The sequence below is a fragment of the Terriglobia bacterium genome (assembly GCA_020072645.1).
GTDB lineage: Bacteria > Acidobacteriota > Terriglobia > Terriglobales > Acidobacteriaceae > Angelobacter.
In genome coordinates this window covers 203728-225891 of sequence record JAIQGK010000009.1, presented here as the reverse complement: position 1 = coordinate 225891, position 22164 = coordinate 203728, and the positions used below count along the sequence as shown (strand labels likewise).

The window sequence follows — 22164 nt, the reverse complement described above, 5'->3', positions numbered from 1 at the left end:
ATCCTGCCCGCGCGCCGCGTTTTTGCTCCAACATCCTTTACTTTCTTGCCGATAGATGGACATCCAAGTCCGCCCCCCTGATCGCATCCCGTCCAGCAACGCAAAACTTTGCACAGTTTTACCGAAAACTATTGCATTCTCCGTTGAAAGCCCCAGTGGTTCTACTTTGCCCAAAAAGCAAATCTCGCCCAGATAAGGATCACGGATGACGCGCATTTTTACAAATTCAAATGGCCCTTTTGAACTCTTTTTAATCTGTGTAAATCATTGTTATCAGTGTTATCAGCGGTAAGGGTTTGGTTTGTTGTGCAAAGCCGCCCTTCCTTATTAATCTGTTGGTAGCCGATCATGAGCTCAGTGCCCAGCCAACCCGCCCAGTCCGCGCCGCCAAACCTGATTTCCCACTCCCATCGTCGGGCTAGGATACGCAACTTCTTCCTGCTTCTGCTCCTGGCTTTCTTATTGTTTGCTCGATTCGCCGGCAGCATGCTGGTGCGTGACCATCCGGAAAAGTCTGACGTGATCGTGGTCCTGGCCGGTGACAGCCAGGACGAGCGGTACCGTCGCGGCATGGAGCTGTTGCGCGCCGGCTATGCCCGCCATTTGCTGCTCGACGCTTCTTCTGATTCCCGCTATTTCGGCCACACCCCCGCCGAATACGCCGAAGCCTTCCTCCGGCAGGACGCCAAAAACAAAGACATGTCATCACAGGTCAGCGTCTGCGCGTTTGAACTGGATTCCACTCTCACTGAAACCGGTTATGTAGGCAAATGCCTTGAGCCGTTCCATCCTGCCGCCGTCTTGCTGGTCACCAGTGACTGGCATACCATGCGCGCACTCTCCATCTTCCGTCATCGCCTGCCTCAATATCATTGGTCGGTTGCCGCTGCCAAAGACCCTCGGCTTTTCGGCCCAAGGTGGTGGAACCGCCGTGAATGGGCCAAAATCGCGTTCAATGAATGGCTTAAAGTCATCTGGTGGAATTGCATCGATCGCTGGAGATAAAGACCGTTGGCAGTGAGGCGATCGGCGAGAGTTTGCTGCCTGACAAGCCGCACCGGCCAACATGGTACGATGATCCAAAATTAATCTCTAGTGAGGGTTCAGTGATGCGAAAAATTCTCCTGCCGGTAGCTGTGTCAATGTGGATGCTGAGTTTGGGCGCCTGGGCGCAGGTACACGGCAAGCAGGGGATTACGCTCCCTGCTCCCCCGGTGGTGGCGAAGCAGCCTGTAGTCGATGTGTATAGCCAAACCAGCGGGACGGATATGAAGGTGACAGACGACTACCGATGGCTGGAGAATGCGCAAAGTCCAGAGACGCGTGCCTATATTGCGGCTGAGAATGCATACACGCAGCAGTATCTGGATCAGGTGAAGCTTCTGCCGCAGGTGCGGACGGAGATGGCGGCACTCTTGAAGGTGGATCAGATGTCGGTACCCATGCGGCGTGGCGACCGGCTGTTTTTCACGCGGCGTCTGGCGGAGGAGAATCAGAGTTCGATCTATATGCGTGTGGGCATCCATGGCAAGGACGAACGGCTGATCGATGGGACAAAGATGTCGGCGGATGGAAATACGTCGGTGAATCTTTTGGGCGCCAGCGAGGATGGCTCGGTTTTGATTTATGGCGTGCGCGTGGGCGGAGCGGATGAGGCGGTGATCCATTTTTTCGATGTGTCGTCGCGCAAGGACAGGGCGGATGTGCTGCCCACGGCGCGGTATTCCGGTGTACGGATGAGCCCTGATAACAAGGTTGTCTATTATTCCCGGTACTACCCGCATGAGGGCTCGCGCGTTTTCTCTCACGTTTTCGGCGGGGGCGATAACGACCCCATGCTTCTGGGCAAGAGCTATCGTGGTGAGAAACTGGGCGAGATCGACTACATCAATGTGCAAGTGACGGAGAACGGACACTATCTGCTGATGACCGTCAGCCGCGGCGTCCCCGCAAAGCGCGTGGATTTGCTTTTGAAGGACCTTCGAGTGAAAGACTCGCCGATCGTTCCCTTGGTTTATGGCTACGACAGCCGATTTCGTGCGCTCGTGGTGGGCGACACATTCTACGTCGACACGGATATGGACGCTCCGAACCACCGCATTTTGAAAGCCGAGATGGGGACAAAGCCAGAGGCTTGGAAGACGATAATTCCTGAGGGCAAAGACGTGCTTCAACAGGTGACCATCGTCGGCAACAAGTTTTTTGTGCTGCGCTTGAAGGATGTGAACAGTGAATTGACCATCTTTACGCTGGAAGGCAAGCAGACTGGGAAGATCGACTTTCCAGGGATTGGCGACGGGTCAGGTCTCAGTGGCAGGCCGGAGGACAAGGATGGGTTCTATACCTTCGAGTCGTTCATTCAGCCGCCGACGATCTTTCACTACGATATTGGTTCAGGAAAGAGTAAAATTTTCTACCAGTTGAAGGAACCATTTGACGCCAGCCGCTATGAATTGAAACAGGTTTTCTATTCATCCAAGGACGGCACGCGGGTGCCAATGTTTATCGCAGGTAAGAAGGGAATGAAACGGGACGGCACCGAGCGGCTGCTGATGACAGGGTATGGTGGATTTGCCGTGAGCATGAGGCCGGCTTGGAATCCGGAATATGCGTGGTGGATGGAGCAGGGTGGATGGTTTGCGATGCCGAACCTGCGGGGCGGCAATGAGTATGGTGAGACGTGGCACAAAGCTGGGATGTTTGAGAAGAAGCAAAACGTTTTCGACGATTGGTATGCTGCGGCCGAGTATCTGATTAAGGAGAAATACACGTCCGCAGAGCACTTTGCCATCCGCGGGCGGTCGAACGGCGGCCTCCTGATGGGTGCGTCCATGACACAACGGCCGGATCTGTTTGCGGCGATCTGGTGCGGATATCCGTTGCTGGATATGTTGCGCTATCAGAAGTTTCTGGTAGGGCGCACCTGGACGACGGAGTATGGGTCGGCGGAGAATGCTTCGGATTTTGCCTATATCTACAAATATTCGCCCTATCAGCACGTTGTAGCAGGAAGGAAGTATCCGGCAATCATGTTCTTTACCGGGGACGCGGATACGCGGGTAGATCCAATGAACGCTCGCAAGATGACCCCGCTCATGCAGCGCGCAAGCGCGAGTGGACGTCCCGTGCTGCTGCATTACTCGCTGAAGGGCGGCCATAGCTCAGGAGTGAGTCGGACGCAACTGGTCGAGGACTATGCGGATGAGATGGGATTCCTTTGGACTGAGACAGAGTAGAAATACGGGTTTGTTGTTTCGAAGAAAACCACATGGGGCCTGAGAAACGCCCAAGCGTTGACAAATCAGCTTAATGCCTTTGTCGGCCACCCGGAAGTTGGCCATAAATGGGCATCGGGAAAGTTGGTTCGGTATTAGGAAGTTGGCTTTCAGGTCGTATTAGATTGCGCCGCTTTTAGCATTGCATTCCTGCTTACAGTCATTCGGAAGCGACTCCGATGAACTTGGCGGGGCAACAATGATCCGACTATGTGCCCAGCCCTTTACATTACGGGATAGGCAAACCATGCTGCCGGATCGCACCATACCGCAAGCCTGGCGAGTCGCCTCCTCCCAAAGAGAGCTTCAGAATTGCCTATCCTGCCAGCCCCCATCCCAGTGGGAAACCCATGTTCCCTGTGTGAAAACATTTTCCTATTTTTGCGCTCCCCTCTGCCTCGATGGACAGCCCTTGACGACAGCAGCTTCCCAAGCAATTCTTTGCTAACCAAATTTTTTTCAATCACATAGCTCAAACCGCCAGCCTCCCAGCCCTTGCCCCCTCGGTCATGGCCGTGTGGCACCTTTGGCTCTGAACATGCACATATTAGATCCAGATTAAGAATCAAAAGCGCACGTTTGGCAGGACGGAGCAAGAATGAAACATACGGTAGAGCACAATTTTGACGTCCCTCCCCAGTCCGTTATCTTCGGCACATCGGACGCTATGAAAAAAGTCCAACGCGACCTCGCCATGGTCGCGTCGGCGGATGTACCCGTGCTTATTCAAGGGCCCAGTGGCAGTGGTAAAGAGATCATCGCCAAACTAATTCACATGGGCTCACCCGTGGCTAAGGGGCCGTATGTAAAGGTAAACTGCCCCGCCATTCCGGATGCTCTGTTGGAAAGCGAGCTTTTTGGCTATGAAAAAGGCGCGTTTACCGGAGCGGTTACCGCCAAACCTGGCTTGATCGCGCTGGCCGATGGCGGCACGCTCTTCCTCGATGAGATCGGCGAACTTAGCCTGGGTCTTCAATCCAAGCTCTTGCAGGTTTTGCAGGACGGCAAATTCAGCCGCATCGGCGCGGAAGAAGACACCCGGTCTGAAGCGCGGGTAATCTGCGCTACCAATCGTGACCTGAAACGCGAAATTGCCGCCGGCACTTTCCGTGAAGATCTTTTTTACCGTGTCAACGTCGTGAATATCACGCTGCCTTCGCTGCGTGAACGTAGCGCGGACATTCCTGAGCTGGTCGACTATTTCCTCGCTCATTTCAACATGATGTATAACCGCCGCGCGGTTCCGCTATCGGCTTCGCTCATGCGCCTGTTGCAGGCCTATCACTGGCCGGGAAACATCCGCCAACTGGAAAACCTGATCAAGCGCTATGTGATTCTTGGCACGGAAGCTTGCATCACCAGTGATCTGGCTGAGCCCGCGCCCAGCAACTTCGATTTTGAAATTCCCATGGAAGGACCGGTGCCTCTCAAGAAGATCACCAGCCAGGCCGTGCACCGTCTTGAAAAAGAGATCATTCTCAAGGTGCTGCAGGCCCACCACTGGAACCGCCGTCGCGCAGCTGAATCGCTCAAGATCAGCTATCGCGCACTCCTTTATAAGATTCGCGATGCCGGTCTGTCACCCAATCGCACGGCCAACGTAAAGAACATGCCCTCGGAAAACGGCGTTCCCGTCCCTCACGGCGATCTGGAGCCTGAAGCTGCCGCAAAAAATCTGGAGAACATCCTGCCGATTGCCAAGGTGAGCAATGCTTAAGATTGGCGGCCAAAAGATTCCCACCAAGACGCTGGTGCTGCTGACGAGCGAAAGCCTTCTGATTATTTTAGGGCTTGCGCTGGCCACAGCCATGCGTTTTGCCTCTTCACGATGGGAATACGCCGGCGGCAATCCAGTTGTTCGGTTCCTTATCGTCGTTCTCATGTGCGAATTTGCCCTGTATTACAACGACCTCTATGACGTTGAAGTCATGAAGTCGCGCTCGCGTTTGTTGATCGGTCTTTTGCAGGCCCTTGGGGTGGCATGCATCGGTTTGGCGATGGTTTACTACATCGCTCCCGGCGTTAGCCTTGGCCGTGGCATTGCGGCATTTGCCATTCCCACCATCATGACGTTGATCTTCGGATGGCGTGTGCTGCTTGATTCCAAAGGTTTCTTTTTTCTCCGCCGGCCGGAGCGGGTCCTGATCGTAGGCACCGGATCCACCGGCATTGCTCTCACACGCGAAATATGTTCGCGTCCCGACCTCAACCTCAAGGTTCTTGGCTTTCTGGATGAAAAGGGAGAAAACATCGGCATGTCGCTGGTCAATCCCGGGATCATCGGCGGCCTGAGCGAGCTGGAAATGATGGTTCGGGAAAAGAATATTGATCGTGTAGTGCTTTCGCTCAAGGAGCAGCGTGGGCACATGCCGTATCGCGAGCTGTTGCGGCTTAAGTTTGCCGGCGTCACGGTTGAAGACGCGCATACGGTTTTTGAAAACATCAGCGGTCGCATCGCCCTGGAAAAGCTTTCTCCCAGCTGGCTCATCTTTAATGATGGCTTCCGCAAGAGCCGGTTTTTGCGGGCGGCCAAACGCGCCATGGATATCGCCGCTGCGCTGGTTGCCATTACGCTTACTCTGCCCATCATGGCCTTGGTGGCAGCCGCCATCCTTATTGAAAGCGGCGCTCCGGTTCTCTTCCGGCAAAAACGCGTGGGGTTGAATGGCGAGCAGTTTGAAATTTTCAAGTTCCGCTCCATGCGGCAGGACGCGGAAAAAGGTGGCCCGAGCTGGGCCGCCGATGGCGACAATCGCATCACTCGCGTCGGCGCATTTATTCGCAAGTATCGTCTCGACGAATTGCCGCAATTTTTCAACATTCTGCACGGCACCATGAGCCTGGTGGGGCCGCGCCCTGAGCAGCCGTACTTCTGCGAGATGCTGGAAACCAGTCTGGATTTCTTTTCCCAGCGCCACACCGTGCGCCCCGGGATTACCGGCTGGGCCCAGATCAAGTACCAGTACGGTTCAACCGTGGAAGACGCCAAGAGAAAGCTCGAGCTCGATCTCTTTTACATCAAGCACCTTTCCATTTCGCTGGACATGGTCATTGTTTTGGAAACAGTGAAGGTCATCTTTTTGGGCAAAGGCGCCAAGTAGTGAACTGCAATTTTTACCGTCGACTGCAAAAGCGGACTTCGATGGAGAGTGGGAGACCATATATGTTTTCGTTTAAGAAACAAATCGTACTTGCCGCAGCGATTTCCTGGATCGCCGGCGCGGGCAGCCTCGTGTCCCAGACGCAGACCGCCAACCTTAAATCCCCTGACGCTTCCTCTGCGGATGTCACCAAGCCTGCCGACACTTCCAAGCCCGCTGAGGTAGTTCCCGCCGGCTATATCGTCGGCGACTCCGACATCATCCGCGTGAATGTGTGGAAAGAACCGGAAGTTTCTCAGACCGTTGTTGTCCGGACTGACGGGAATATTTCACTGCCATTGATTAATGAAGTGAAAGTAAGCGGCATGACCCCGCTGCAGATTCAGGACATGGTGGCCGAAAAGCTGAAAGGCTTTCTCAATAATCCGCAGGTTACCGTTACCGTGGTTGAGATTCGCAGCAAGCGCGCCTTCATTACCGGTGAGGTGGCCCGGCCGGGGACTTATTCGCTCAACGCGCAAACCACGGTCCTGCAGTTGATAGCGCAGGCCGGCGGCTTCACGCCCTTTGCCAAGAGAGACGGCATCGTCGTCCTGCGCACGGAAGATGGCCGCCAGTCGCGGCTCAAGTTCAAGTACAACGAAGTTATCCAGGGAAAAAAGACTGATCAAAATATTGCTCTTCATCCAGGAGATACGGTGGTGGTCCCATGAAAACTTTCCAAACTATAAACCGGGTATTGGTTTCTTTCTGCGTTGCGTTGGTGATGATTGCATCTGCCTTCGCTCAGACCGCGCAAAAGGCCACTCAAACTGCCGAGCAGACGGCCCAGCCAACTGCCGCGCAGACGCCCGCGCAAGACAAATCACCTGACGCAGCCGACCAGAAGGCGGACGTCACAACGGACTCGTCAACTGAGTTGCCGTGGTATCCCAACAGTCCGGGAGCGTACACCGTCTCGCTGGGCACTGGGCAGTTGATTAGCCTGTATCCGCCGCAGCGCAACGATCAGACGATTCCCAACGGTGAGTATGTTGAGGGTCAGCAATCTGTCGCGCTCAAGAGCAAAGATTACAAATATCAGATGTTGTACGGCCTTTCCGCCTACAGCGTCTATACCAACAGCGTCGGCGGTCTGGGACCCACGGGTACCGATCTGATCTCTACATCCGTCAGCCCTTACGTCGCGCTTTTTCTTCCGACCCGGACTGGCCGTTACATCGCGCAGTATTCCACGGTCGTTAATCCCAATGACACGCAGAGTGGCGGGCCGCAGGCTTACCACACTCTTACTTTCAGTGGCATGGGTTCCATCACTGAGCGCTTGTATTGGAATTTTGCTAGCAGCGGCAGCTATGGTTCGCAGTCCGCGCGGTTGCAGGGACCGTTGAATTTCCTGGTGGTGCAAAGCACGCCGGTTGTGGATACCTCGTCCACTGCAGTATTGCTGCAAGCCACCAACGTTGCTTTTACTGAAAGCAGCATCGGCCTGGGCTGGCTGAAAAGCCGTCGTGACAAGATCAGCATTACCGCCTTTCACACTTACACCGGCATTCAGGGTGACCCCAACACGCCGCAGTCTGTGGGCTCCCATGCCAATGCTGTTGGAGGAAGACTGGAGTATGTGCGCACTCTCACTCCTCGCATTGACCTCCGCAGCTATGGCGAGGGCGAAACCGTATTGAACGGCCCCATCTGTAATACCGTTGGCGGCGGGCTTGGCATTGCCATGCGCGTAACCCACACGCTTTCATTTGAGGTGCAGGGTGGCCCGCAATTCTCCACAGCCACTTGCGGCTCTCCGCAGGCAGCCAATTTCAGCGCCAGCCTGGTCAAAAACCTGGGCACCAAGGGCAGGGTTTACGCTAGTGCGAACCGCACGTTTACCACCGTGGCCAACCTGAATAGCCGCTGGGAAGATAACGCCACCGTCGGCTTTGCCAAAGACCTTCGCCGTCTGACTTTCATCACGGATGCTGGTTATCTTCGCGGCGACTCCATCACCACCGTTGTGCCCGCGTACCACGGTTACTTCGTAGCGCCTCGCGTGCGTTACAAGATCACCAACAGCCTGGGCTTCACCGGGGGTTATCGTTCGTACCACGGCACCGGTGGGACCGTGGGCAGTGGAAATTTGAGCTACGCAGTCGCCGGCATTGAGTGGTACCCGGCGCCGCTGCATTTCCGGTAAGGCCATCTGTCATCGATGAACGACTCAGGGAGAGGATCAATGAACCAGGCAACAAATCATGAGGCCACAAATCAGCTGATGGCTTTTTGGCACACCATTCGGCACTATCGCGGATGGATTTTTCTCGGCACCGTAATGTTCTCGCTTGTGGGCTGCACCATCGTGCTTCTCATGCCGGACCGTTACAAGGCCACCACCACGATTCTTGTCGACCCGCAGAAAGTTTCAGAGAAATACGTGAGCCCCACGGTAAACTCCGATCCTGGCCAGCGCCTGACGACCATTACGCAACAGGTTCTAAGCACCACGCGCTTGCAGCAGATTATCGATGACATGCACCTCTATCCTGAGCTGCAGGGGAAGATCTCCCGCGAAGAGCTCATCGAGCTGATGCGCAAGGACATTTCGATTACCGTGAAGCAGGGATCGTCTTCCGGATTGAGCGCGTTCACCATTGAATATGAAGGCCATCAGCGTGAGCAGGTGGCGCAGGTGGCCAACCAGCTTGCCGCCAGCTTTATTGAATGGAACGTCAAGAGCCGTGAACAGCAGGCACAGGACACCACGGAATTCCTGGATGCCCAGCTGAAAGAAGCAAAGCAGAATCTTGAACAGCAGGAAGCCCGCCTGAGCGCATTCAAAATGCGTCACTTGGGTGAAATGCCTGAGCAGCAGGCGGCAAACATGCAGGCTCTCACGCAATTGCAGGCGCAATTCCAGGCCAACGCTGATTCGCTCAACCGCCTTGAAGTTGAGCGCACGCTGCTATCGCGCGGACTGGAAAGTCCGAATACCGGCGAAGTCAAGACCGTTCCGGTAGTCACAGAACGGGCGAAACTGGAAAGCGAGCGGCGTCGCCTTCGCACTCAGCTACAAGATCTGCAAAACCGTTATACCAGCGCTCACCCTGAGGTCATTGACACGGCTTCACAATTGAAGCGCGTTGAAGACAGGTTAAAGACTCTTCCGCCGGATCCTCCTGTGGTGGCGGAAGCGCAAGACAATACTGCCGTGACTGTGCGGCTACAACTGCTTGATCGCGAATCAAAACGTCTCACCCAGGAACAGCAGCGCATTACCGGCCAGATGGCTTCCTATCGCGCCAAGGTTGACGCGGTTCCGGTCCGTGAGCAGGAGATGGCTGAATTGAATCGCAATTACAGCGTCTCCAAGGACCACTACCAGTCTTTACTCGATAAAACTTTTTCTGCCGGAATGGCTGCGGATCTGGAAAAAAAGCAGCAAGCTGAGCACTTCACTATTCTTGATCTGGCCCAGGTGCCGGAAAAGCCATTCAAACCCAAGCGCGGTCTCATGTTGCTGGGAGCTTTCCTCGGTGCTCTGGCAATGTCAGTCGGCCTGGCTTATCTCGGAGACATGATGAACAGCACAGTCAAGTTTGAGCGCGAACTGAAGGGCATGTTACCCGCAAATGTCGCGCTGCTGGCCGTTGTGCCTCAACTTCAATCTGCGGCTGACCGGCGCAGTTCGATCCGGTTTGCCGTCATCGCTGTGGTGATTTCGCTAATCGGTTGCGCGCTTGAAGCAGGATTGTATCTAAAGCTGCACTCGATTTTGTAAATAGGCGTCAAATAGAACGACAATGCGGCAGTCCTATGGCGGGAAAAAACGATTCGTCCAGAACGGCAAGGAAGCTTCGTGACCGGAACTCCTATGAGCGCACTCAAGACACTTTATCGCCACTCGTCCCACTACCTCGGTGGGCGATTGGTTGTCATGCTCCTGGGATTCATTTCCTTCCCGGTCTTCACGCGCGTTTTTTCCGTCGCCGAATACGGCGTTATCAACCTGATCACCAACACTGTCCTGCTTTTGACGGTATTGTCCAAATTCGGATTTCAGCATTCCGTTCAGCGTTATTACCCTGAAGGCGAGTCTGCCGCCAGCCCTGACACGCTCCGCCGCTACTACTCGACCTTGTTCTACAGCACGGCACTTCTGGCATTGACGTTGACTCTGTTGTTTATCGTGGCATTGCTCCTTGGCGTCGGACGCTTCATGGGAATCACCGCAGGCGGCACGCTTCTGCTGGCGTGCAGCCTGGTCATGATCCGCTCGCTCCGCTCCATGCAGATGAACCTGATGCAGATGGAGAACAAGACGCGGCTCTTCAACGGCATGGACATCCTGCAAAAAGCGCTGACCATCGGCGTGATTTGCGCATTATTGTTCTTCTGGCAGAAGACAATCTTCGCCTTCTTCCTTGGACTCGTGATCGTTGAGGGCATCATCCTTCTGCAATACGTGCCCGTTCTGGGGCGCCGCCAGTTGCTTTCCCCCAGCATGTTCGACGTAAGTTTTCTCCGCACCGCTGCGGCTTTCTCGCTGCCGTTGATGGCCGCGGAAATCTCCTGGTTCGTGCTCGATTCCGGCGATCGCTTCTTTATCCAGCATTACCTTGGCGCGCAGGCGCTCGGCTTTTACGCCGCCGCCTATGGCATCGCCATCTATCTTCAGGACGTGATGATGGCGCCCTTGCAAATGGCGCTCTTTCCTATCTGCATGCGCGTCTGGAACACTGAAGGCAAAAAAGCGCTGCAGGATTTTCTTTCCCGCAGCCTGGACCAGTTCATTTTCGTTGCGGTTGCAGTCGTGTGCGTGGCCATCGTAACCTCGCGCGATGTCATCGTCCTGCTCGCCTCCCGCAAATTTCAGCAAGCGCATACACTGCTGCCTTTTCTGGTCGTCGGGCTGGTGCTCTCCGCCGTGACAATATATTTCCGCCCCGGCCTCATGATCCACAAGCGCGCCACCAAGATCGCTGCTGCGACGTTTTATGCCGGCTTCCTTAACGTAGTGCTGAACGTAATACTGCTTCCGCGGATTGGCCTTCTCGGCGCCGCTATTGCCACCACCGTGAGCTACGCCGGTATCGTGATATTTCTTGCCTATCAGTCGTTGCGCGTGCTGCCATACGAGCTTGAGCTCATTTCCTTTGTCCGATACGCCGTAACCGGCGCTGCCGTCTCATGGCTTGTGATACAGATACCGGTAGAAACACCTTTGCTCAGCGCGGTGGTGAAGGGAAGCTTGATCCTGGTGCTGTATGCCGGAATCCTCTTTGCCATCGATCTACGCGTGCGCGAACTGCTCACCAGTATCTGGAACGCACTCAGCGGCTGGCTGCATTCTTCCAGCAAGCCCACTCTGGAACCGATGCCCGCCATCACGGAGAGGACCTGAGCCATGCATTTTGGACTGGAACAATACGTCCCCTTGGCTCTCTACATCGGCGCCGTCGCGGCCTTTTTGCTATCGCTCTTCTGGAAACCGCAGGCGGGTCTGTATTTCTTGATTCCCCTGCTGCCGCTCCAGACGCTCCGCTATCGCATTTTTGATTTTCCTCTCGGCAACAAGCTCATTGACATGCTGTTGCTGGGCGTCGTCCTGGGCGCGGTCTTCAAAGGCGGGTTCCGCTTCGCCAAAACGCCATTAAACAAAATACTCATCATCTTCGGCGTGTTCTGCTATATCCAACTCTGGCGCGGTGCATTCTTCCTCAACTCAGAAATGCCGCTTTCCATCAGTGATCCGCGTTTCTCCAACTGGAAGAATTACATGGTCATGTTCATCATCTTTGCGGTAACGGTGAGCGTGATCAAGGACGTAAAGCAGATCAAAATTATCGTCTTGCTCATGTGCCTTTCCGTGCTGGCTGTGAACAAAGGCTATTACGGGACTATGAGTGATCGCGATACTTCGCACTTCTCTTATGAAGTGCGCGATGGCGGCGCTCTGGGCTATGCCGGTGTGAATGGTGTTGCCACATTCGAAGCTGAGTTCATGTTGTTTGTGTTGGGGCTGGCCGCCTTGCAGAAGCGCAAGTCGCTCAAGTTCGCCCTCTGGGGATTGTTTGCTTTCAGTGCCTATTGCCTGCTGTTTTCTTATTCCCGTGAGGCATACGTAGGCGTTCTCGTTGGTTTGCTCTTTCTGGGACTCGTACGGCAGCGCTGGGTTCTCCTTGCACTTGCAGTTTTCCTGCTCAGCTGGCAAAGTTTTGTGCCGACCTCTGTACAGGAACGCGTGCTCATGACTTATGACAAGAATGAGCAACAGCTTGATACCTCAGCGCAGGACCGCGTCGTCCTGTGGGATGACGCCATGAATCTCTTTCATCAAAACCCCGCGCTCGGCGCTGGTTTTGATACTTATCAATGGCAGCATCGAGTCGGCATTTACACGGATACACATAACTACTTCCTGAAAGTTCTGGTGGAGACAGGTGTCCTGGGACTGATGTTCTTCCTTTTTCTGCTGGCCAAAATGACCCGCCTGGGAGTCAAGCTTTACCGTACCGCTCAGGACCCATTTCTTCAATCCATCGGATTGGGTTTCTCTCTCTTGATGGCCTGCGTCTTCGTCGTGAATTTCTTTGGCGATCGCTGGCTGTATGTGGAGGTAAACGGCTTTCTCTGGGTGATGCTGGCATGCGTTGTGCGCGGGCAGATGATTGAAAGTGAACGCAAGAAAGAACCTGTTGCGGTCGCTGCGGAAGTTCCGCCGGAACCCTTGCCGTGGGAGCGTGAAGAAGAGCCGGCGTTGGTGTAAGGGACATCAAATACTATGTGTGGAATCTTTGGACAAATCGGCGGCTCACCAGCGGACGAAAAATGCGGGCTGGAACTCCATCATCGCGGCCCGGACGACGCTGGGCTTAAATATTTTACGTTGTCCAACGGCTCCGTCTGGGTAAGCTTGCAGCACCGCAGGCTGTCCATCATCGACCTCTCATCCGCTGGACATCAGCCCATGTGCAATGAAGATGAGTCCATATGGATCACCTTCAACGGCGAAATTTATAACTTCCAGGAATTGCGCACGCAGTTGGTTGCTGCCGGACACACCTTCCGCTCCCATACCGATACTGAAGTCATCATTCATGGCTATGAGGAGTGGGGCGCTGAAGTGGCGAAGAAGCTGCGGGGCATGTTTGCCTTCGCCATCTGGGACAATCGCCATCGCCGCATGCTGCTGGCCACGGATCATCTGGGCAAGAAGCCTCTCTTCTATTCACATGAGGGCCGCAAATTCGTTTTCGCGTCAGAGATCAAGGCCATTCTTCAGGCAGGCGTGCCTGCGGAACTCGACCCTGTGGCCATGCACGACTATCTCACCTATTTGTATTTTCCGTATCCCTCCACGGCGTTCAAGCATGTGCGCAAGATGGCGCCCGGTTCGGCCATGGAGATCGTGGTCGACTCAGAAGGCGGCGTGCAACGCCGCGAATGGAAATATTGGGACGCCGCTGAAACCGCCGGCACACCTTTGCAGATGTCGGAAAAGGAGATGATTGATCGCGCGCGCGAATTGATGGAAGAATCCGTGAAGCTGCGCATGATCAGTGATGTACCGCTGGGACTGTTCCTGAGCGGCGGTCTTGATTCCAGCGCGATTACTGCTTTCGCGGCAAAGAACAGCTCCGATCAGGTCAAAACCTTCACCATCGGATTTAAGAACAGCAAGTTTTATGACGAGCAGCCGATTGCGAAACTCGTCGCCGAAAGATTCAACACGGAGCACCACATTTTACAGGCCGACGAAGCCTGCGCTGCCTACATGACTGACGTAGTGCGGCACTTCGACGAACCTTTTGGCAATCCTACGGCCATTCTGGAATACATCATTACCAAACAGATGCGGAAGCACGTTACAGTAGCCATTTCTGGTGATGGCGGCGATGAACTCTTTGGCGGCTACGTGCGCTATGCGGGCGCTGCGATGGCCCGGCGTTACCGTCAACTGCCTCAGTTCGTCACCAAGGGATTAGTCTCACGTTTGTCCGGATTCATGAATGATGCAACCGACGGACGCCATGGCTTCCGCCGCGTACGCGAATTCGCCCAATCGGCATGGCAAGCTGAAGAGGATATGTATATCGACTGGGTTGGATATTTCTCTGAAAATGAGAAACAGGAACTGTATACGCCGGCCTTCTCAGCGTCCGTGGGCGGACGCAACTCAGGAGATTTCCTGCGCCAGTTCTTCCGTCGCGGAGCCAAGCTGGATCCCATGAGCCGTCTCGGCTATGTGGATGCGGCGTCATTTCTCTGCTGCAACTGCCTGGAATATGCCGATCGCATGTCCATGGCCAATTCACTCGAAGTGCGGGCGCCATTTACTGACTATCGGCTTCTTGAGTTTGCCATGCAGGTGCCGCAGCGAATGAAGGTCCGTAACATGACCACTAAGTGGATCACCCGCCAGGCGATGCGCGGCATCCTGCCGCGCGAGGTGCTCACCAAGAAAAAGATGGGCTTCAACCCGCCGCTGCCGCAGTGGATCAATGGCGAACTCAAGCCGGTGATCAAGGAATTTCTTTCGCCTGCGGCAATCGAGCGTCGCGGGCTGTTCCGTCCTGACGCAGTGCAGAAGCTCTTGCATGACCACGCTGAGAATCGCCGTGACAACGCGCTGAAGATCTGGGCGCTCCTGATGATTGAAGTCTGGCAGCGCATGTATTTCGATAAACAGCCGGCAGAGTCTGTGCTGCATTCCGCTATGGGCGGGACAAAGATGAAGACGATGATTCAAGTTGGAGACGCACAGAGCAGGAAGGCTGACGTGGTCTGCATTCGATAGGAGAGTAATGGTAGCGTTTGTGATAAGCCAATTCGGAGCGGGCGTAGCAAGTGGAGCCAGCGTGTTTTTCTGGCTTGCGGCGTTCTTGTTGTTTTATGTCTACGCGGGCTACCCGCTTCTTCTGGCTCTGATTGGCCTGGCTGTGCGCCGCCCTCGTCCCGATGCTGGTTTTACTCCGCGGATCTCGGTCCTTATCGCGGCCTATAACGAAGAGGAGGCCATCGAACGCAAAATCCAGCAAACGCTGGCGCTGGAATATCCTGCCGACAAGATTGAAGTGCTGGTCCTGTCAGACTGCTCCACGGACCGCACGGACGAGATCGTAAAAACGTTTCCGGATAGCCGCGTACGTCTGGTCAGAATGCCGGAGCGTCACGGAAAAACTTTTGCGCAGAATGTCGGCGTGAAGGAAGCTGCAGGCGAAGTCATCATCTTTTCCGACGCCACGGCAATCTATCACGCAAAAGCATTGCTATATCTGGCGTGCAATTATGAGGATGCGTCGGTCGGCGCCGTCAGTGGCAGGTATCAATATTTCGATCCCGGAGAGCAATCTCCGACGGGCCTAGGCAGCGTGGCTTTCTGGAACTATGAAAACCTGATCAAGAAATTGCAGTCGGGCATTCGCACCATCACCGGCTGCTGCGGCTGTATTTATTCCGTCCGTAAAGAAGCGTACACGGAATTGCCGGCAGATATCATCAGCGATCTCGTTCAGCCATTGCAGGCCATCAGGAAAGGCTATCGGGTGGTGTTTGAAGATCGCGCTCTCGCCTATGAAGAGACAACACAATCCACCGGCGAAGAGTTTTCCATGCGCGTTCGCGTAGTAACCAGGGCCATGCGCGGACTGCTGAGCGTCTCTGACCTGCTCAAGCCATGGAAGTTTGCCTGGCCGGCCTTCCAGCTCTGGTCGCACAAAATCATGCGCTGGATGGTTCCGCTGTTCCTGATTGCCTTGCTCGTTGCGAACAGCTTGCTGCTTGACTCTTCTTTTTATCGATTCACGCTGGCTGTGCAATTGTTCTTTTATGCTGCGGCGCTGCTGAACATGCTTCTGCCGCTGCACCGCCAATGGAAACCTCTGGGCATTCCGCTTTTTTTCTGTACGCTCAACGCCGCGGCGCTGGTCAGCATGCTGGAGATCTGCCGTGGCCGCAAATATGTAACCTGGCAGACTGTGAGGGCCCGTAGATGAAAATTGAATTTCTAACCCAGGAAGATTCGCTGTATGTCCTGCCATTCTTTGAGGAATTTCTGCGGCACTATGCCGCAGAGTTTGAGATCACTCGTATCTCCTGCTGCCGGGCCATGGGCAAACGCTCCAGGGTGCAACTCTTACAAGAACTCAAGTGGCTTTACGGAGTGACCGGATTGGGCAAACTTCTGCTGCAAGCAGCCAAGGCAAAAGTGTTCTCCTTGTTGCCACGCAGTCGTTCATCGCAGAGCTTTTATTCGATCGCACAGCTTGCTCACGCCTATGGAATTCCTTATGAGCATGTCGATAATCCGAATAAGACGGAATTTACCGATGCATTGCAGCAGCGGTCACCCGATCTGTTGATCTCCGTGGCCTGCCCTTACATATTGAAGGAAAAGCTTCTGGGAATTCCGCCGCGCGGTTGCATCAACATTCATCATGCTCCTTTGCCCCGATATAAAGGTATGATGCCTACGTTTTGGCAGCTCTATCATGGCGAGCAGCAACTGGGCGTGACAATTCACTACATGGCCGCGAAGGTGGATGAAGGCGATGCACTCTTGCAGGAATCTTTGCCAGTGACTCCCGGCGAGTCGCTGCATACGCTTATACGGCGCAGCAAACGCCATGGCGCTCACTGCATGGCCAAGGTTATACGCAGCCTGCAGACAAATTCAGCAGTAGCAACGCAGATGGACCACGCGCAGGGAAGCTACTTTACTTTTCCCCGTCGCGAAGAAGCGCGCGAGTTTCGGCGGCGAGGGTTGCGCGCGATTTAAACGCAAGGACGACACATGGCAAGCCCATTTAGCAGATCGGCGTTAAGGGCCCACGGAAAAGTATTCTGGGCAGGCTTGCTGCGCGCTTCTGGCATGTTGTCACTGGCCCGCAAGTGGGTCCAAAAGCGCGGCGCCATTGTTCTCACATTCCATCGCGTTTTGACAGATTCTGAACTGCAACAGACCGCATCGCTAAGCGGAATGATTGTCCGCGATCGGACGTTTGCCGATTTCTTGAATTACGCTTCCAGACATTGTGAATTTGCCAATCCGGATCAGGAACCAGATTGGAAGCCCTCCGGCAAACTCAAGCTCGCTGTGACCTTCGACGATGGATGGGCGGACAACGCAGAATCGGTTTACCCGATTGCCGCCCGATATTACGTTCCCTTTGTGATTTTCATTGTGCCGGAAAAAACTGGTACGGCGCTTCCTTTCTGGCCGGAACGTACCGCTGCGGCTCTTGATCGGAGTCCCTCAGTCAATGGCTCTCAACGCGCTGCCTCCATTGGAAGGGCCATTGAAGCGCTCAAATCGCTGTCAGCTACGGAACGGGAAAGCCGCATCAGCCAGATGCTGGACTCTGGCGGACTTCTTAAGTCTTCCGCCACTGTGGATAAAACAATGACATGGGAGCAGATCACTCAACTTCACGCCCAAGGCGTGACATTTGGTTCACACACCAGCACGCATGAGATTCTTACCAAAATTCCCGCGCCGCAGGCGGAGCAGGAAATCGTCTCATCTCGCGAAGCGATTCAACAAAAACTGAGTAGTTCCTGCGAACTGTTTTCCTATCCCAACGGAGATTACTCTGATCAAGTGCGCGATTTAGTGGCGCAAGCGGGATATAAGTTTGCGTTCTTGAATCAAGAACCTGGCGTCTGGACGCGCGATTGCGATCCCTTCCTGATTCCGCGAGTCAACGTATGTGAGTATCACCTGGTTGACTCTAAAGGTAATTTTTCTCCGACGATCTTCAATTACGCGGTTGTCTGGAGCGCGGCAAGAGGTTTGCTATCGCATATGTTGTCAAACCGTTTGAAGAAGTTTCAGAGAGGCAGTCAAGCCTCAGGCAAGACATGGAAGCCAAACGAAAAGAAATCCCTGGGAAAATCGTCCTGAGGAATGTTCTGCAGGCTGGTCTATTTTCTATCTCTCTCAGTCAATAGATCGCGATAAACACCAATCAATTTCTGTATCATCACGTCGGCGCTGAATCGCGTTTCTACGGAGGTGCGCCCGTTCTGTCCGATTTGCGCTGCCCGTTCAGGATGCTCGAGCAATGTGAGCAGTCTTTCGGCCGCGGCGGCATCGTCCTCAACCGGAACCAAAAAGCCGTTCTCGCCATCGGTGATTGCTTCAGGATTACCGCCCACGCGCGTGACTACGGAAGGAACGCCGCATGCCATCGCTTCCAGCAGCGCGTTGCAGAAACCTTCACTGCGGGAAAGCAGACAGAACGCGTCACTCATCTTGAGCAGCGGAACAGGATCGCCCACAAAGCCCAGCAGCCTCACATTTTTCTCCAGGCCTAGCTGGCGGACCATTGACTGCATTTTTTCTGCGTAGTCGCGCTCGTAAAGGCTGCCTGCAATTATGAAGACGGCATCCGGGAACGCTTGGCAGACACGTTGTGCCGTCTGTATCAGTGTGTCTATGCCTTTCACCCTGCGGATATTGGCCAGGCAAGCGATGATATGCGAGGCGCCGGCCCAATCGGCGTCTGCAAAGGGATTATCGTCTGAATTCTCAGCGGCAATTTGCTTAAGATCAACTCCGTTATAAATAACTGAAACTTTTTCCGGATCTATGCGGTCAGCGTCAACACAGAATTTCTTTACTTCTTCTGATACGGCAAGCACGCGGTCGGAGAGCCGGTTCACCAGACGATAAGCCAGAGCATACCTGGCTTTCCGCAGTATTCCCATGTCACGGCGGGAAGACAGCAGCAACGCCCCGCTCAGCTTGGCCACAAGGCCGCCCCACAAATTGGAAGTTTCAAAATATGTTTGAACGATATCTACTTTTTCTGTCCGGATCAGTTTGCGCAGCGCGATGACTGCTTTCCAGGCATCCAGATGAAAAAAGCGCTTCCAGGGAAAGACATAAACCGGGACCGAGATACTCTGGAGAATCTCAGGTTTAATACGAAAGGTAGCAATTGAGCAGCGAACTAGCTCTGGCGGCATCAACTGGGCTACCTTCAGCAGGTTGGTTTCTCCGCCGCCCAGGGCCATTAAATGGTCGATAAGGAAGAGCACGTGCGGCCGCGCATTGGCGTCGCCAATGGCCAACTCGTCAAACGCATCTGGGGCGCTAGATGAGCCCTGGGCTTGTGAGGAGTCCAGCACGTGAGTTGAAAATTGTTGCATACCTTCCGTGGAACCAGCGGACGAAAATATCAGGGCACAAAACTTAAGACCCTAAGACTGCAATTTGTCAGCCATAAAGCTTAGATATGGCAAACTCCGTTTTCGTTCCCCAGATTAAAATTCTCTTGCTTTTTCAATGACTTGAGACCGCGAGACCAATTCTTGCGGTCTCTCCGGATTTGCTATCCCATCAATTGTGACATTTTGCTGCAAGCTTTTGCACATTAACTCAAAGTTTGCCGCATATCTCCTTGATTTTGTGTAGATGGCTTTGGCACTGCCCGTGCATATATCCATAGCAGATCATGAAAGCCAAACAGTGCGCGATGATGTAGCCCTTCCGGGCGCGCACTGTCGCTTTTGTAATGACGAATTAACAGATTTGGGCGGATCGAACCATGGTGAAAAAGTTTACCTACTCTATTATCGGAATTTTGTTATTTCTGCTCTCAGGAAGTTTGTTTTTGGGGGCCCTTGAATTCCACAATGTGATTGCTGATGGTGTGCAACATTTTGAATCATTTCCTGAGTCCGCATGGCTGATTGTTCTGGGATCACTCCTGATTTCAGGAGCAACCTTCTTGCGCCGCCGGCGCGCTGCCGCTCGCACTCGGTAGATATCTCAAGGAACAGCGAAATTGGTTCCCGCTGGTCCTTTAGAAAAACGAAGCCCTCCGTGAGGAGGGCTTTTGTTATCTCATTTTAGCTAAGCGCCTGCTTTTGCCGTGTACCTGTAGTATCCATTCTCCGGTGTTTCTTCGGCAGCATTGAAAACCACCCCGGTGATCTTGCGTGGGTCAACCTGAGCCAGTACTTTCGCCAATGACTCGCGGGGTGTCTTGCGGGCACGCGCCACCACCATCACGCTCTCGCAAGAAGCGGCGATCAATTCAAAGTCGGCAAGGTTTAACGCCGGAGGCGAGTCCACCAGGACTAGGCGGAAAGATTCGGTTGCCCAGCCCATGAACTCTTTCCAGCGTTGTCCGGAAAACAGCTCAGAAGGCGAGGCGCTGGTTTCGCCGGCCGGCAGAATGTGGAGTCCGGGAATATCAGTCCGGAGTATAGCAGATTGATAAGAGCAGTCCTTTTCCAGGATCTCAGCCAGACCGGGTGATTCCGGGTCGCCCGCCAAAATCGATAGTCCTCGCGTGCGCAGGTCGGCGTCCACCACCAGCACCGGCCAGTTTTCGATCTTGGCATAGCAGATGGCCAGATTGAAGATCGTCAAGGTTTTGCCTTCACCCTGCGCGGAGCTGGTTATGACCAGTGATCGCGCGCCGGTCCGGGTCTGCTGTTTTACCAGGCGGGTCCGGAGCGTGCGGTAGGCTTCCACTGCGGCCTGCATCGCGGGATTGTATTGCGATACCAGAAAGGACCGCTCTTCTGTGCGCGGCAGCTTAACGCTTCGGCAATTTTCCAGCCGGACGGCCGCAACCTGAGAAGCAACTTCATTCGACTCTTCCAGGGGTTGCAGCAAGTGCTGAAGATCAATCTGGCTGGAATGCGAAGCCGCCGCCCCGTTGCTTTCCATGTGCTCCTTTAGCGAACTGACAAGGTCCTGAATATTGACATTCGCCGTTGCTGGAACTGGATCTGTTTTTCTTACGGTGCGAGTTTCGTTAAAGAATTTGCTCATGCCGTCTTTGTTCCTGTCTGAATTTATTTCAAATTGTTATTACTTTTTTTTTGATAGCTAAGAACCTGTCTTTGCCAAACTTTCCGGCGATGCTACAGGCGCGGGCTGTTCCCAGCCCATTTCCTCGGCTGCTTCAAGCACTGCATCCGCGCCAACTTTTTTTAGCTGGCGCCGGAAACCGACGCCAAGAGTGTGGTCGCAAATCGAGTTGATCAGCCGCGGAACGCCATTCGTAAGACGAAAAACTTCTTCCAGCGCCGATGTGTTAAACGGGTTTTCGCCGCGCAATCCGGCAACATACAGCCGTTCCGCAATGTATGCTCTGCTTTCGGTCAAAGTCAGCGCGCGAAGTTTAGTCACTACAGAGATCCGCTGCTTCAATGCCGCTAATTCGGGCTTGGTCAATAGCGGAAGAAGTTCCGGCTGGCCGCACAGAATGACCTGCAGGACATTGACGGGATAATTATCCAGGTTCATCAGCAGGCGCACCTCTTCTATAAGCTCCGGCGGCATCAGGTGCGCTTCATCGATGATGACTACCACGGCAGTGTTGCTCTTGTGTGACGCCAGCAGCAGCTCGTGGAGCGCGCGCAGGCGGGCTGGTTTGGTTGGCGCAGAGGCGTGAATTTCCAACTCATCAAACAAGGCCTCGAACAGTTCGTCCGGGGTCAGCGTTGGATTCACCACAAAAGCTGAGCGCAGCGGCCGTTCGCGCGTAGCCTCATGCGAAAGGATGTGCTGCAGGCAGTAAAGCAGCGTGGTCTTGCCGGTGCCGATGGGCCCAATAGCGACTTGCAGGCCCTTGCGTCCGACCACTCCTTCCACCATGGCGCGAAGGGTGTTGCGATGCGGCTCCGCAAGATGAAGGAAGCGAGGGTCCGGTGTGAGCCGAAAAGGATCTTGTTTTAAGCCGTAAAAATTTGAATACATTGCCTACCCTAATGTGAACTTCCGCGTGATTAGCTGGAAGGTCAACTACCTAACTATTGGCAAGTGTGCTGCCAAA

General features: G+C 54.2%; 16 protein-coding genes. 13 read left to right on the top strand and 3 right to left on the bottom strand.

Going from position 1 to position 22164, the window contains the following annotated elements; all coding sequences use genetic code 11:
• Positions 1 to 348 precede the first annotated feature (348 nt).
• From LAO76_14425 to LAO76_14365, 13 genes are all read left to right on the top strand, one after another.
• Complete coding sequence (locus LAO76_14425; protein MBZ5492125.1) at positions 349 to 1005, top strand: YdcF family protein; 657 nt, start codon at positions 349 to 351, stop codon at positions 1003 to 1005.
• Positions 1006 to 1109: 104 nt separating this feature from the next.
• Positions 1110 to 3236, top strand: coding sequence for a prolyl oligopeptidase family serine peptidase (locus tag LAO76_14420; protein ID MBZ5492124.1), 2127 nt, complete (start codon positions 1110 to 1112; stop codon positions 3234 to 3236).
• A gap of 637 nt (positions 3237 to 3873) precedes the next feature.
• Positions 3874 to 4992 carry a sigma-54 dependent transcriptional regulator gene (locus LAO76_14415; protein MBZ5492123.1) on the top strand — a complete coding sequence of 373 codons (1119 nt, stop codon included), beginning with the start codon at positions 3874 to 3876 and terminating at the stop codon, positions 4990 to 4992.
• Complete coding sequence (locus LAO76_14410) at positions 4985 to 6376, top strand: TIGR03013 family PEP-CTERM/XrtA system glycosyltransferase (protein MBZ5492122.1); 1392 nt, start codon at positions 4985 to 4987, stop codon at positions 6374 to 6376. The genes LAO76_14415 and LAO76_14410 overlap by 8 nt, the downstream gene beginning before the upstream one ends.
• 62 nt (positions 6377 to 6438) lie before the next feature.
• On the top strand, positions 6439 to 7089 hold the full coding sequence (locus tag LAO76_14405) for a polysaccharide export protein (GenBank protein MBZ5492121.1): 651 nt from the start codon (positions 6439 to 6441) through the stop codon (positions 7087 to 7089).
• Positions 7086 to 8567, top strand: coding sequence for a hypothetical protein (locus LAO76_14400; GenBank protein MBZ5492120.1), 1482 nt, complete (start codon positions 7086 to 7088; stop codon positions 8565 to 8567). Before LAO76_14405 ends, LAO76_14400 begins: the two co-directional genes overlap by 4 nt.
• Before the next feature lie 39 nt (positions 8568 to 8606).
• On the top strand, positions 8607 to 10148 hold the full coding sequence (locus LAO76_14395) for a lipopolysaccharide biosynthesis protein (protein ID MBZ5492119.1): 1542 nt from the start codon (positions 8607 to 8609) through the stop codon (positions 10146 to 10148).
• A 78-nt stretch (positions 10149 to 10226) separates the two neighbouring features.
• Complete coding sequence (locus tag LAO76_14390) at positions 10227 to 11771, top strand: oligosaccharide flippase family protein (protein MBZ5492118.1); 1545 nt, start codon at positions 10227 to 10229, stop codon at positions 11769 to 11771.
• 3 nt (positions 11772 to 11774) lie between these two features.
• Positions 11775 to 13136, top strand: a complete 1362-nt coding sequence (locus LAO76_14385) for an O-antigen ligase family protein (protein MBZ5492117.1) — start codon at positions 11775 to 11777, stop codon at positions 13134 to 13136.
• 15 nt (positions 13137 to 13151) lie between these two features.
• Positions 13152 to 15167, top strand: a complete 2016-nt coding sequence (asnB, locus tag LAO76_14380; GenBank protein MBZ5492116.1) for an asparagine synthase (glutamine-hydrolyzing) — start codon at positions 13152 to 13154, stop codon at positions 15165 to 15167.
• 7 nt (positions 15168 to 15174) lie between these two features.
• Positions 15175 to 16365, top strand: coding sequence for a glycosyltransferase family 2 protein (locus LAO76_14375; GenBank protein ID MBZ5492115.1), 1191 nt, complete (start codon positions 15175 to 15177; stop codon positions 16363 to 16365).
• Entirely contained in the window at positions 16362 to 17147 is a 786-nt protein-coding gene (locus LAO76_14370) for a formyl transferase (GenBank protein MBZ5492114.1), read from the top strand. The genes LAO76_14375 and LAO76_14370 overlap by 4 nt, the downstream gene beginning before the upstream one ends.
• 15 nt (positions 17148 to 17162) lie before the next feature.
• A complete protein-coding gene (locus tag LAO76_14365; protein ID MBZ5492113.1) occupies positions 17163 to 18272 on the top strand; it encodes a polysaccharide deacetylase family protein in 1110 nt (369 codons plus the stop codon).
• A gap of 20 nt (positions 18273 to 18292) precedes the next feature.
• On the opposite strand, the gene LAO76_14360 is transcribed toward LAO76_14365, so the two are convergent.
• From LAO76_14360 to LAO76_14350, 3 genes are all read right to left on the bottom strand, one after another.
• Complete coding sequence (locus LAO76_14360) at positions 18293 to 19522, bottom strand: glycosyltransferase (GenBank protein MBZ5492112.1); 1230 nt, start codon at positions 19520 to 19522, stop codon at positions 18293 to 18295.
• Between the two features lie 706 nt (positions 19523 to 20228).
• Positions 20229 to 21158, bottom strand: coding sequence for a CpsD/CapB family tyrosine-protein kinase (locus LAO76_14355; GenBank protein MBZ5492111.1), 930 nt, complete (start codon positions 21156 to 21158; stop codon positions 20229 to 20231).
• 57 nt (positions 21159 to 21215) lie between these two features.
• Positions 21216 to 22088, bottom strand: a complete 873-nt coding sequence (locus tag LAO76_14350) for an AAA family ATPase (GenBank protein ID MBZ5492110.1) — start codon at positions 22086 to 22088, stop codon at positions 21216 to 21218.
• Positions 22089 to 22164 lie beyond the last annotated feature (76 nt).